We start from the raw sequence: 12,881 nt of genomic DNA, 5'->3' as shown, positions 1-12,881 counted from the left end.
CGAGGCGCGAGCAGAACTCAGATCACCTCACGTGCGAGGCGCGCGATCGCGAACTCTTCGTTCGTTGGGTACACCAGCAGGGTGACCTTCGAATCGGGGGTGGAGATCACGCGAGGCTCGCCGATACGACCGTCGTTTGCTGCCAGGTCGATCTTCACGCCGAAGGGCTCTAATGCTTGGGCGAGTTCCTTACGAACATCCCAGTCGTTCTCGCCGATGCCAGCGGTGAAGGTGATGACATCCAGGCCACCGAGTTCAGCGGTGTAGGAGCCAACGTACTTGAGCAGGCGGTTGATGTAGACGTCCATGGCAACGCGAGCCTTGTGCTGCGCTTCCTTGTCGTCATCGTTGAAAATCATTTCCCACACGCTACGCATGTCGGATTCGCCGGTCAGGCCCTTCATGCCGGACTGCTTGTTGAACAGCGTGTCGATCTCGTCAATCGTCATGCCACCCTGGCGAGCCAGGTGGAAGACAACGGCCGGATCGATGTCACCGGTGCGGGTGCCCATCATGAGGCCTTCCAACGGGGTCAGGCCCATGGAGGTATCGATCGGCTTACCGTTGAGGACTGCGGACACGGAAGCGCCATTTCCGAGGTGCATGACGATCTGCTTGAGATCATCGCGACCCAGGTACTTTGCGACCTCGCGGGAAACAAATTGGTGCGAGGTGCCGTGTGCGCCGTAGCGGCGAACAGCGTACTTCTCAGCGACTTCGGCGTTGAGTGCGTAGGTGTAGGCCTTTTCGGGAAGAGCCTGGAAGAACGCGGTGTCGAAGACTGCAACGTGAGGGATTTCCGGCATGAGCTCGCGAGCCACGTCGATGCCCTTGAGGTGTGCGGGGTTGTGCAGGGGAGCCATCGGGCAGAGTTCTTCGATGAGGTTACGGACCTCGTCGTTGATGACGGCCGGGCCATCGAAGTACTTGCCACCCTGAACGATACGGTGGCCGACGGCAACGATGCCAGCTTCTGCAAGCTTCGGGCCCTTGTTGTCGAAGAGGCGAAGAACCTCACGCATACCAACTTCGTGGTCTGCGATCGGAATTTCTTCGATGGTGACGTCGTCACCGTGGGTGTGCTTGATCTTGCCGACCGGGTCGCCGATACGTTCGACAAGGCCTTTGGCGATTGCTTCACCGGTTTCGGGATCGACCAGCTGGTACTTGATCGATGAAGAGCCGGAGTTAATGACGAGAACGGTCTGGGACACGAGTTCGCCTTTCCTGTGAGTAATCGGTAAAAACTTGGAAGCTTCAGCCCTGTGCCTGAACGGCGGTCAGAGCAACGGTGTTGACGATGTCCTCGACCAGTGCGCCACGCGACAGATCGTTGACGGGCTTGTTCAGACCCTGCAGAACCGGGCCGACAGCAACGGCACCGGAGGAACGCTGAACGGCCTTGTAGCCAATGTTGCCTGCGGATAGTGACGGGAAGATGAAGACGTTTGCCTTGCCGGCAACGGGGGAGCCGGGGAGCTTCTTCGAAGCAACGGCCACGTCAACGGCTGCGTCGAACTGGATCGGGCCTTCCAGAGCGAGCTCTGGAGCCTTTGCCTGAGCAATGCGGGTTGCTTCCACAACGGCGTCGACGTCCGGGCCGGAGCCGGAAGTGCCGGTGGAGTAGGAGAGCATTGCAACGCGAGGCTCGACACCGAACTGAGCGGCGGTGCGTGCCGAGGAGATGGCGATGTCGGCAAGCTGTTCCGGAGTCGGGTTTGGGTTCACGGCGCAGTCGCCGAATGCCCACACCTGATCCTTCATCAGCATGAGGAAGATAGAAGAAACAATCGAGACGCCGGGAGCGGTCTTGATGATCTGGAAGGAGGGAACGATCGTGTGCGCGGTCGTGTGAGCTGCGCCGGAAACCATACCATCTGCGTCGCCCATGTGGACCATCATCGTGCCGAAGTAGGACACGTCTTTGATCTTTTCGCGAGCCTGCTCGACGGTGACGCCCTTCTTTTCACGCAGGCGTGCGAATTCAACGGCGTATTTTTCGGACAGTTCTGGGTCGTCTACGGAGACGACGGATGCTGCGGTGAGGTCAATACCAAGTTCACCTGCGCGGGTTGCAACGGCAGCTGCGTCACCAACGAGGATGACATCTGCGATACCGCGAGCGAGGACCTCGCCAGCTGCTAGGAGGACGCGATCGTCTTCCGGTTCGGGCATGACGATGCGCTTGCGGTCTGCGCGTGCGCGGTCAATCAGATCTGCCTGGAAAGCGAGGGGAGTGACTGCGGTCGGGGCGGGGGCCTCAACCAGGGTCTTGATTGCCTCGTCGGAAAGGGGAAGGGAGAAGACGGGGACGTCGACGCCGAGAGCAGTGGGGGTGCCGGGCAGAATCACTGCCACGAGCTGCGCCTGGTGCGACTTGCAACGGGCAGCGAAAACGTTGATTTCTTCAGTGAGCAGTTCGGCTGGAACACCTTCGGGGTCGAGGACCAAGATGACGTTTGCGCGAGCCGATGCTGCCAGGTTCACGTTCCAACGGATGGCATCGAACGTGCGAGCTTCTCCGGCGACAACTCCGTCGATGAGGACGAAGTCTGCGTCAGCTGCGCGAACAGCTTCGACAGCTGCCGGCAAAGCCGAGGTGCCGGAGGTCGCTGCTGCGGATGGGGTCGTGCCAGCGAGCGCGTTCATGCGCGCAAGCGTTCCACGCGCTGAAAGCGCGGTGGCAAGTTCGTGAGCTGCGTCTGTTGCAGCATTTGCGGAATCGGGCCCGACAACGATGTAACGGGAAGTCACTGATGCTCCTTCAACACGTGAAAATGTGCGCGGCCTGCACGGTCGCATGAACATGGTAGCGCGCTCCGGAGGTAAATTAAGACGTGAAGATGTGTGAATAATGCATTACCCCGTAGGCTTGCAGTGTGAAGAAGCAGGTGCGAATGAATACTTCGCCGTCGTATGCGTACTGGGGGACGATCATTTTCGTCCTCGTCGGTGTTGGCGTTACGGCGATTTTGGCTCTTTTGAACCACCCTCATCGTGCGGTCTATGCCCTTGCTGGCACGTTGCTTGTGATGGCCGGTGCGCGTCTTGTTTTGCCAGGACGCCCATGGTTTGCTTCACGTAATCGGTGGGTGGATGCCGTGGTGCTCGCTTTCTTGGCGCTTGGTATTTGGTATTTTTCGCCGTTCACGGCAACGATGAACCTTCTGTCCTAACCGCTCAGTCCGACATGGTTGTGCTGTCGGGGTCTTTGGGTTGGCGAACGTATTTCTTCTGTCTCATCTATGAGCGCGAGTGTATTTAATCAACTAATCTTGATGTCAAGATAATTTCTCGCGTAGCGCCAGCTCGCCCGACGAAAAGAGAAACGATGTCGAAAATTAAGGTTGCAGGCCCGGTCGTTGAACTCGATGGCGACGAAATGACCCGCATCATGTGGCAGTTCATTAAAGACCGTCTGATCCACCCCTACCTGGATGTTGATCTGCGTTACTACGACCTGTCGATCCAGAATCGCGACGCGACTGACGACCAGGTGACGATTGATGCCGCCAATGCGATCAAAGAGCATGGCGTGGGCGTCAAGTGCGCGACAATCACTCCCGACGAGGCGCGTGTTGAAGAGTTCGGCCTGAAGACGATGTGGCGTAGCCCCAACGGCACGATTCGCAATATTCTTGGTGGCGTTGTCTTCCGTGAACCAATCATTATTGACAACATTCCGCGCCTCGTCCCCGGATGGACCAAGCCGATCGTTATCGGTCGACACGCATTCGGCGACCAGTACCGTGCGACTGACTTTAAGGTTCCGGGAGCGGGCACCATCACGCTGACCTTCACTCCCGACGATGGGTCGGAACCGATCGAGCACGAAGTGATCCGTATGCCTGAAGGTGGTGGCGTCACGATGGGCATGTACAACTTCAACGAATCGATCGCAGACTTCGCTCGAGCATCCTTTGAATACGGACTCAAGCGCAACTATCCGGTCTTCCTGTCGACGAAGAACACGATCCTCAAGGCCTACGATGGTGCGTTCAAGGACATTTTCGCCGATGTCTTCGAGCGCGAATATAAGGACAGATTTGCCGAAGTTGGCTTGACCTACGAACATCGTCTGATTGATGACATGGTTGCCTCGTCCTTGCGCTGGGAAGGTGGCTACGTCTGGGCGTGCAAGAACTACGACGGTGATGTTCAGTCAGATACTGTCGCTCAGGGATTCGGTTCGCTGGGTCTGATGACCTCCGTCCTGATGACCCCAGATGGTCGCACGATGGAAGCTGAAGCCGCTCACGGCACTGTTACCCGTCACTACCGCAAGCATCAGGCGGGGGAACCAACGTCAACCAACCCGATTGCCTCGATTTTCGCTTGGACCCGCGCTCTTGCTCACCGAGGAATGCTTGATAATACGCCTGAGATTATCGATTTCTCCCACACGCTTGAGAAGGTCATCATTGACACGGTTCTTTCAGGCAAGATGACGCGCGATCTGTCTCGTCTGGTCGGTGGCGATACTCCGTGGCTCACCACCGAAGAGTTCCTTGTAGCGCTCGACGATAATCTGGCGAAAGCCCTCGCTTGATCTGCTCACTCAACGAAACGGGGGTGCGGTGAGCTTCGGCTTGCCCGCCCCGGTTTCGTCTCTATAGCGCGTGAAACTGCCCGAGTAGCGGTGTCGGAATGTTCGAATAGTGAACGAAAACTAATCGGAATGCGGTCTGTGGGCATCCTGTACGTATCCCGATCAGTCGAACGACTCAAGGAAAATCATGCGAAAGTTTATGCAGAAGAGCAGCATCCTCGTGTGGGTGCTCGTCGCAATCATCCTCGCCCTCGTGCTGGGATCCACCAAAGTGGGTGACTCGCACCTGGTGCCTGTCGCAGTTGGACGAGTCTTCGCGACATTCTCAGCTATCTTCAGCCAGTTTCTGTCCTTCTCGATTCCGCTCATCATCATCGGTCTGGTCACTCCGGCTATTGCTGATCTCGGACGTGGCGCGGGCAAGTGGCTCGGCGTTACCGCCGCGCTGGCCTACACCTCGACTCTTTTCGCAGGCTTCCTGACCTACCTGGTCGCAGCAACCGTCTTCCCGAAGCTCCTTTCGAACGGTCTTGCTGATGTTACCGAGCCCGGCTCGGCACTCGAATCGTTCTTCACCATCGAAATGCCTGCAGCTGTCCCGGTTATGACCGCGCTGTTGCTCTCCTTCGTGGTCGGCATCGGACTTGCAATGATCCCGCGTGGCGTTATGCGTAAGGGCTTCATTGAATTCCGTGCCATCATCACCAAGCTCATCGAGCGCATCATCATCCCGCTGTTGCCCTTGCACATCTTTGGTATCTTCTTGAACCTCACCTACACCGGTGAGGCGTGGGACATTATGCGCACCCTGGTCCGCGTTGTTGTCGTCGTCCTCCTGCTTGAGGTCGTCATCCTGCTCACGCAGTACATCGTTGCTGGCGCAATCGGCAAGAAGAACCCGATCAAGTCGCTACTCACCATGATGCCCGCCTACCTGACGGCACTCGGCACCTCGTCGTCCGCGGCGACTATCCCGGTTACTCTGCGTCAGGCAAAGAAGAACGGCATCTCCGACGCCGTTGCATCCTTCACCATTCCGCTCTGCGCAACGATCCACCTGGCAGGCTCGACCTCGAAGATCTTCGCATTCGCGTTCGCTATCGTCATCACCCAGGGCATCGATGTCGGCCCTGTACAGTGGGTTGGCTTCATCTTCATGCTCGGCATCACGATGGTCGCAGCCCCCGGCGTTCCCGGCGGTGCAATCATGGCAGCAACCGGTCTACTCTCGTCGATGCTTGGCTTCAACGATGCCCAGGTTGCCCTCATGATCGCCACCTACATCGCCCTCGACTCCTTCGGCACCGCAACCAATGTGACCGGTGACGGCGCAATCGCGATCATCGTTGACCGGATGGCCGGTGGCAAGATCGGCGCAGAAGGCGATCCGGAGAACGCTCGTGAGCTTTCCTTCGACGGTATGGCTTACCTTGACCGCGTCTCGGTCGAAGGCGTTGTCAGCGCCGAAGACCTCGCTGCATCTGCTGCTGCGAACCCGTCGGCTAGTAACTGACGGATTGGCTCAAGCGCGTACCCGTCATTATTCGTCATCAAACGAATAGACGCTGATTCTTCAACGCACGAGCTCACATGCCCTAAGAGTGGTGGTCCGCAATGAGACATGCGGGCCACCACTCTTTTATTCCCGAAAACTGTTCTGACACCCCTGAATACCCGATTGCTCTACCCATCACTTCCCGCTTCGCCGTAAACTGGACGAAACGTAAACTGGACGAAGCTGGTAACACTTTCAGACCGTGAACAGGAATGGAGCTTCACGCAATGGCTACTCCGCAACCGCTCAAAGCCCCCGCTGACTTCAAGATCGGCGTTCTCACATCAGGCGGTGACGCACAGGGAATGAATGCGGCCGTCCGCGCCGTCGTGAGAACCGCGCTTGCCGTGGGCGCCCAACCCTATGCGGTCATGGAAGGGTGGGCCGGCGCCGTTAAAGGCGGAGATGCGATCAAGAAGCTCTGCTGGTCGGACGTCTCATCAATCCTCGCCGAGGGTGGCACGGTTATCGGTACGGCCCGGTGTCCAGAATTCCGCGATTACGAGGGCCGGCATGCGGCCGCGAAGAATCTGGTCGAACACGGTATTGACCACCTTGTCGTTATCGGTGGCGACGGCTCCCTCTCTGGCACGGATGAATTCCGAGGCGAATGGTCGCAGCACATTCGCGAACTCGTTGACGAAGGCGTGCTCAGTGAAGAAAAAGCGGCAAAGCATCCGGCTCTGATGGTTGTTGGTCTTGTCGGCTCGATCGACAATGACATGGTGGGCACCGACATGACAATCGGTGCGGATACAGCACTCCATCGCATTTTGGACGCGATGGATCAACTGACCTCCACGGCAGCATCTCACCAGCGCACCTTCGTTGTCGAGGTCATGGGTCGCCATTGTGGCTACCTCCCCCTGATGGCAGCGGTTGCCGGTGGTGCTGACTACGTGTTTACCCCCGAAGATCCGGTTGGACCGGGCTGGGAAGAAGACCTCGCTGAACACCTGCGTTTGGGTCGTGAAGCAGGGCGACGCGAATCCATCGTGTTGGTCGCCGAAGGTGCAACCGACCGCGAGGGTAATGTACTGACCACTCAACACATTGCCGATGTGATTACTGAGCGCACGGGTGAAGACGCTCGCGTGACGATCCTTGGCCACGTTCAGCGTGGTGGCTCGCCGTCAGCCTATGACCGCTGGATGTCATCGTTGCTTGGCTACGCCGCTGTTCAGGAAATGCTTTCAGCAACGCCGGAAAACACCCCGAATGTTCTGGGTGTCCGCCACAATCGCGTGACCCGTATTCCGCTGATGAAGGCGGTGCACGATACTCGTGCGGTCAAGCACCTGATTGGGGCCGGCGACTATGAAGCTGCCCAGGCTTCGCGCGGTGTTTCTTTCACGACGATGGTCGAAATTAACACAATCCTTTCGACTCCGCCTCAGCTGACGCCCGAACCTACTGAAAAGCCTCGTCGAATCGGTATCCTGCACGCTGGCGGTCTTGCACCTGGCATGAACACGGCAGCGCGCGCGGCAGTCCGCCTAGGCATCGCTCGCGGTTGGACGATGCTGGGAATCGAAGGCTCGTGGAAGGGGTTGGCCGATAACGCGGTCAAAGAACTGACCTGGGCTGACGTTGAAGGCTGGGCGTTCAAGGGTGGAGCGGAACTCGGCACGAGGCGCGATGTCCCCGAAGTTGAGCAGTTCTACGCCCTGGGACGCGCTATTGAACGTAACGAATTGGATGCGCTGATTGTTATTGGCGGCCTCAACGCCTACCTTGCTGTCCACTCGATGATCTCCGAGCGTGACCGCTACCCGGCTTTCCGTATCCCGATCGTTCTGGTTCCCGCCTCCATCGACAACAATCTGCCCGGTTCGGAACTATCGATCGGTGCCGATACCGCGATCAACAATGCCACCTGGGCGCTTGACCGCATCAAGGAATCCGCCGCAGCGACCAAGCGTTGTTTCGTCGCCGAAATCATGGGACGACGTTGCGGGTACCTGACGCTGATGGCGTCACTGTCATCCGGTGCTGAGTACATCTATCTCAACGAAGATGATGTGACTCTGAATGAGATCGCTGATGACACGAAGCGCATGGTTGATTCCTTCGCTGAAGGACGCCGCCTGTTCCTGGTCCTCGTCAACGAGGCAGTGTCGAAGTACTACGACCGCGAATTCCTTGCGTCCGTGTACGAGGCAGAATCTGACGGCAAGTACGACGTGCGTCATGCGGCGCTCGGCCACCTGCAACAGGGGGGTTCGCCCAGCCCGTTCGACCGCCTGCTGGCAACGCGTCTTGCTCACCGCGCGCTCGACCACATCAACAACCAGTTCAATCGTGGCGAATCCGAGGGCGTGTACATCGGTCAGGTACGCAACCAGATCGAAGCTCGCCTGGTGAAGAACATGTTTGAGGATCTGGATATCCGCAATCGTCGTCCGTTCGATCAGTGGTGGCGAGAGCTCAGCCCGGTTCAGCGCATCGTTTCGATGAAGGATTCGGGTAAGCCTGCTGTCGAGATTTCCATCGCAGACGCAGATCCCGAGTAAGACATCGCCGAATCGTCTGATTCGACCAAAACTGTTTTTTCATTCAAGAACCGCGAACTCATCGCAGATCCATTGATACAGGAGAATTCATGACTGACAATCCGGTCGTTGACCCCACAATGACTCCCGCGTGGGAAGCACTGGACGGACGTGCCGACGCTTTTGACCCGGATCTTCGCGCTTGGTTCGGAGCTGATCCGAACCGCGCAACTCGCTGGACGATTGACGGCGCCGACCTGCACGTTGATTTTTCGAAGAACCTGATTGACGAAGGCGTGCTTGCTGACCTGCTGGCTCTTGCTGAGCAGACTGGCGTCTACGACCTGCGCGACCGCATGTTCGCCGGTGAGCACATCAACGTCACCGAAGACCGCGCTGTTCTGCATACCGCGTTGCGTCGCCCGGCAACCGACGAGCTGACCGTTGACGGCCAGGATGCGATCGCGGACGTTCACGAGGTTCTGAACGAGGTCTACGACTTCGCAGAGCGCGTTCGCTCCGGCGAGTGGACCGGTATTACCGGCAAGCCGGTTGAAACGGTTGTCAACGTTGGTATCGGTGGCTCGGACCTGGGCCCGGTCATGGCCTACGAGGCCCTGAAGCCCTTTGTCCAGGATGGTCTTGAATGCCGTTTCATCTCGAACATTGATCCGACCGACGCGGGTGAGACCACGAAGGATCTCGATCCGGAAACCACCCTGGTTATTGTTGCGTCGAAGACATTTACGACGCTTGAAACGATCACGAACGCCAAGGTTGTGCGCGACTGGTTCCTCGGTGCCCTGCGCGACCGTGGCATCGTTACCGACGAGGCAACCGAGAAGTGCGCCATCGCCAAGCACTTCGTCGCCGTGTCCACCGCTCTGGACAAGGTCGCTGAGTTCGGCATCGACCCGAACAATGCTTTCGGCTTCTGGTCCTGGGTTGGCGGCCGCTACTCCGTGGATTCCGCTGTCGGCACCTCGCTGGCAATCGCGATCGGCCCGGATGGCTTCGCTGAATTCCTTGAGGGCTTCAACGCGATGGATGTCCACTTCGCCACCGCGAAGCCGGAAGAAAACCTACCTATTCTCATGGGCATGCTGAACGTCTGGTACTCGAACTTCCTCGGTGCCGACACACACGCTGTCTTGCCGTACTCGCAGTACTTGCACCGCTTCCCGGCCTACCTTCAACAGCTGACCATGGAGTCGAACGGCAAGTCCGTCCGGCGCGATGGTGCTCCCGTCACCTACGAGACCGGCGAGGTCTTCTGGGGCGAACCGGGAACCAACGGTCAGCATGCCTTCTACCAGCTGATTCACCAAGGCACCCGCATGGTTCCCGCCGACTTCATTGCCTTCGCTAATCCGGCGTGGCCCCTGAAGGATGGCGAGGCTGACATGCACGAGCTGTTCCTGTCGAACTTCCTGGCTCAGACGAAGGCTCTGGCATTCGGCAAGACCTCGGACGAGGTTCGCGCCGAGGGCACCCCGGAGGCCATCGTTTCGGCTCGCGTCTTCACCGGTAATCGGCCGACCACGTCGATCATGGCACCGGCCCTGACCCCGCGTGTTCTTGGCGAACTGATTGCTCTCTACGAGCACATCACCTTCGTCCAGGGCGCCGTCTGGGGCATCGATTCCTTCGACCAGTGGGGCGTAGAGCTAGGCAAGGTCCTGGCCAAGCAGATCTTGCCGGCCATCGAAGGTGACTCGGCTGCACTCGACGCGCAGGATGCCTCCACGAAGGCTCTCATCGAGTACTACCGCGCGAACCGCAAGTGACCCTTCTCAGCTTAAGTGCTGCGCCGGTTTGACGGCTGTGCGCGACAAGCGTAGCGCCACAGTTTTGGCCTCGTTGATTTCATTATCGACGAGGCCGAAACTTTATTGTCGCTCTCTCCCTTCATAGCCGGGAGTGAGCGGGGAGCACCTATCCCCAGGCGCTCACGGAAATGTGGGGCGCATCTTGTGAAGCGGAAGCGTCCGACTTCTTCTTGTCGAATTTCTTGGATTTCTTGGACTTTGATTCGCCCTCATTCTTATCTTGGGATCCCGCGTCACCCGACTTCTCGTGGGCATGAGATGACAGAACCTCAGGAGTGAGCGAAGCCGAAAGACGATCTTTCGCAGCATCGACATCAAAATCGGCTTGTGGCCATGTGGGGTTAATGCCTTCGAGCGTACGGACAAGGATCTCTTGGACTGCCAAGCGTGCATACCACTTGTGGTCGCCAGGAATGACATACCACGGAGCAATACGCGTCGAGGTCCGGCGAATCACTTCGGAATAGGCGTCTTGGTAGGCGCTCCAGTTGTCGCGAGTATCGAGATCACCCGTGGAGAACTTCCAGTGCTTATCTGGGCGCTCCAAGCGCTCCATCAGACGTTCCCCCTGTTCTTCATAGGAGACGACCAAGCAGACTTTAATGACCTTCATCCCGGCTCGAACGGCTTCTAATTCCATCTCGTAGATATCGTGATAGCGACGGTTTAGCTCATCCTCATCAGCGGTGAAGATAGATTCTTGGTTGGCGTTACGCGCGGAGGTGGGAACCAGAAGATCCTCATAGTGCGAGCGGTCAAAAACACCGATGTATCCCGGGCGGGGGAAGTGTGGGCGGACACGCCAAAGGAAATCGTGGGCACGCTCTTCTTCCGTGGGTGCTTTGAATGCTTTCAGAGCAACACCCTGCGGATCCACTTGCCCGATGACGTGGCGAACGATTCCGCCCTTACCAGCCGTGTCTAAACCCTGAAGGATCAACAGAACTGAATCCGACGCACCTTCCTTCGACGCGGCATACAGGCGTTCTTGGAGTTCAGAAAAATCAACTGCCCGCTTAGCCATCGCTTTCAACGCCTTCTTTTTGCTTGCGCCCCAACCGGGCGTGGCGTCACGAATGAAGGAATTCAGGTCGAACGCCTCAGAGGCAACCAGCAGATCGCGCGGATCACCCGTCCAATACTTCGACGGCCCAGACACGTAGGTCATGGTGTCTTCAGGTGACTCCTGACCTGTGTTTTCTTTCGATTCCATGATGACCTCCACCGCATGACCTCGACGCAACCTAGAAAATGCAAGGCTCGAAAACGAATGTACGTATGTGCAACTCTAATCATGGTCTAGATCACGTGCTTGCGTATATGAAAAGTAGGACTGCTAGCCCTGTTTTCCCACGCCGAAAGCGTTTAGGCTTGGAACGTCAGTATGTGGCGAAACCGCCACCAGGCGACGGCGAACACCGCCGACGCACACAAACTAAGAAGGAGTGCCGAATCATGGCAGAACCTCGCATCGTTACCGTCACCGGCGCCGCCGGCAACATTGGCTACGCCCTGCTTTTCCGTATTGCCTCCGGCCAGCTGTTCGGTCCCGATGTCCCCGTCAAGCTCAACCTTCTTGAGATCCCCCAGGGCGTGAAGGCCGCTGAGGGCACCGCAATGGAGCTCGATGACTGTGCATTCCCGACTCTTGCCGGCGTTGAAATCTTCGACGATGCCACCAAGGCATTCGAAGGCACCAACGTTGCCTACCTCGTTGGCGCAATGCCGCGTCGGGCGGGCATGGAGCGCGCAGACCTGCTGGAAGCCAACGCAGGCATCTTCGGCCCGCAGGGCAAGGCCATCAACGATGGCGCAGCAGACGACATCCGCGTCCTCGTCGTTGGCAACCCGGCCAACACCAACGCCACCATTGCTCAGAACGCTGCTCCGGATGTTCCGGCATCCCGCTTCACCGCAATGATGCGTCTTGACCACAACCGTGCAGTTGCTCAGCTGGCCCACAAGACCGGCGCAGCAGTTGCCGACATTAAGGACGTTGTCGTGTGGGGCAACCACTCCGCAGACCAGTACCCGGACGTTTCCTACGCGACCGTTGCTGGCAAGAAGGCTGCTGACCTGGTTGACGAAGCATGGCTCTCTGAGACCTACCGTCCGGTTGTCGCAAAGCGTGGCGCCGCCATCATCGAAGCTCGTGGCGCATCCTCGGCAGCATCGGCTGCAAACGCAGCAATCGATCACATGTACTCTTGGATCCACGGCACCCCCGAGGGTGAATGGGTCACTGCGGGCGTCATGTCCGACGGCACCCACTACGACGTCCCAGCAGGCCTCTGCTTCGGCTTCCCGGTCACCTCTGACGGTGGCGAGTGGCAGATTGTCGACGGTCTGGAGATCTCCGAGGCAACTCGCGCAGGCATCGATCACAACATCAAGGCTCTGCAGGAAGAGTATGACGCAGTGAAGGCTCTCGGTTTCATCAAGTGAGCCCGTAGGCC

General features: G+C 58.2%; 9 protein-coding genes. 6 read left to right on the top strand and 3 right to left on the bottom strand.

Annotated features, from left to right (window positions below):
- Window positions 1-17 precede the first annotated feature (17 nt).
- Both AC5RE1_RS04335 and pta read right to left on the bottom strand, forming a co-directional pair.
- Entirely contained in the window at window positions 18-1,214 is a 1,197-nt protein-coding gene (locus AC5RE1_RS04335) for an acetate/propionate family kinase (protein WP_006681432.1), read from the bottom strand.
- A gap of 43 nt (window positions 1,215-1,257) precedes the next feature.
- Complete coding sequence (pta, locus tag AC5RE1_RS04330) at window positions 1,258-2,802, bottom strand: phosphate acetyltransferase (RefSeq protein ID WP_493938404.1); 1,545 nt, start codon at window positions 2,800-2,802, stop codon at window positions 1,258-1,260.
- Window positions 2,803-2,897: 95 nt separating this feature from the next.
- Between pta and AC5RE1_RS04325 the strand changes: the two genes are divergently transcribed.
- The 5 genes from AC5RE1_RS04325 to pgi all read left to right on the top strand — a co-directional run bounded on the left by AC5RE1_RS04325 (window position 2,898) and on the right by pgi (window position 10,383).
- On the top strand, window positions 2,898-3,176 hold the full coding sequence (locus AC5RE1_RS04325) for a DUF3017 domain-containing protein (protein WP_006681430.1): 279 nt from the start codon (window positions 2,898-2,900) through the stop codon (window positions 3,174-3,176).
- A gap of 155 nt (window positions 3,177-3,331) precedes the next feature.
- Window positions 3,332-4,549, top strand: a complete 1,218-nt coding sequence (locus tag AC5RE1_RS04320) for an NADP-dependent isocitrate dehydrogenase (protein WP_006681429.1) — start codon at window positions 3,332-3,334, stop codon at window positions 4,547-4,549.
- 187 nt (window positions 4,550-4,736) lie between these two features.
- Complete coding sequence (locus tag AC5RE1_RS04315; protein WP_006681428.1) at window positions 4,737-6,062, top strand: dicarboxylate/amino acid:cation symporter; 1,326 nt, start codon at window positions 4,737-4,739, stop codon at window positions 6,060-6,062.
- 269 nt (window positions 6,063-6,331) lie between these two features.
- On the top strand, window positions 6,332-8,617 hold the full coding sequence (locus AC5RE1_RS04310) for a 6-phosphofructokinase (protein ID WP_464813019.1): 2,286 nt from the start codon (window positions 6,332-6,334) through the stop codon (window positions 8,615-8,617).
- A gap of 89 nt (window positions 8,618-8,706) precedes the next feature.
- Window positions 8,707-10,383, top strand: coding sequence for a glucose-6-phosphate isomerase (pgi, locus tag AC5RE1_RS04305; RefSeq protein ID WP_464813020.1), 1,677 nt, complete (start codon window positions 8,707-8,709; stop codon window positions 10,381-10,383).
- 148 nt (window positions 10,384-10,531) lie between these two features.
- Here pgi and AC5RE1_RS04300 read toward each other — a convergent pair whose 3' ends face one another.
- Window positions 10,532-11,638, bottom strand: a complete 1,107-nt coding sequence (locus tag AC5RE1_RS04300) for a PPK2 family polyphosphate kinase (RefSeq protein WP_006681425.1) — start codon at window positions 11,636-11,638, stop codon at window positions 10,532-10,534.
- Window positions 11,639-11,880: 242 nt separating this feature from the next.
- On the opposite strand from AC5RE1_RS04300, the gene AC5RE1_RS04295 reads away from it, so the two are divergent.
- The gene (locus tag AC5RE1_RS04295; protein WP_006681424.1) at window positions 11,881-12,870 is read left to right on the top strand and encodes a malate dehydrogenase; all 990 of its coding nucleotides are present in this window, start codon (window positions 11,881-11,883) and stop codon (window positions 12,868-12,870) included.
- Window positions 12,871-12,881 lie beyond the last annotated feature (11 nt).

This window comes from Actinotignum sp. usb-actsch-rep-73 (assembly GCF_059082735.1).
Note: the sequence above shows the minus strand (reverse complement) of the source record. Positions and strands in the feature narration are given on the sequence as shown.

What these genes read in the sequence shown, in the direction of transcription:
- pta (WP_493938404.1), bottom strand. Translation starts at nt 2,802, where the DNA reads ATGCGACCGTGCAGGCCGCGCACATTTTCACGTGTTGAAGGAGCATCA.
- AC5RE1_RS04325 (WP_006681430.1), top strand. Translation starts at nt 2,898, where the DNA reads ATGAATACTTCGCCGTCGTATGCGTACTGGGGGACGATCATTTTCGTC.
- AC5RE1_RS04320 (WP_006681429.1), top strand. Translation starts at nt 3,332, where the DNA reads ATGTCGAAAATTAAGGTTGCAGGCCCGGTCGTTGAACTCGATGGCGAC.
- AC5RE1_RS04315 (WP_006681428.1), top strand. Translation starts at nt 4,737, where the DNA reads ATGCGAAAGTTTATGCAGAAGAGCAGCATCCTCGTGTGGGTGCTCGTC.
- AC5RE1_RS04310 (WP_464813019.1), top strand. Translation starts at nt 6,332, where the DNA reads ATGGCTACTCCGCAACCGCTCAAAGCCCCCGCTGACTTCAAGATCGGC.
- pgi (WP_464813020.1), top strand. Translation starts at nt 8,707, where the DNA reads ATGACTGACAATCCGGTCGTTGACCCCACAATGACTCCCGCGTGGGAA.
- AC5RE1_RS04300 (WP_006681425.1), bottom strand. Translation starts at nt 11,638, where the DNA reads ATGGAATCGAAAGAAAACACAGGTCAGGAGTCACCTGAAGACACCATG.
- AC5RE1_RS04295 (WP_006681424.1), top strand. Translation starts at nt 11,881, where the DNA reads ATGGCAGAACCTCGCATCGTTACCGTCACCGGCGCCGCCGGCAACATT.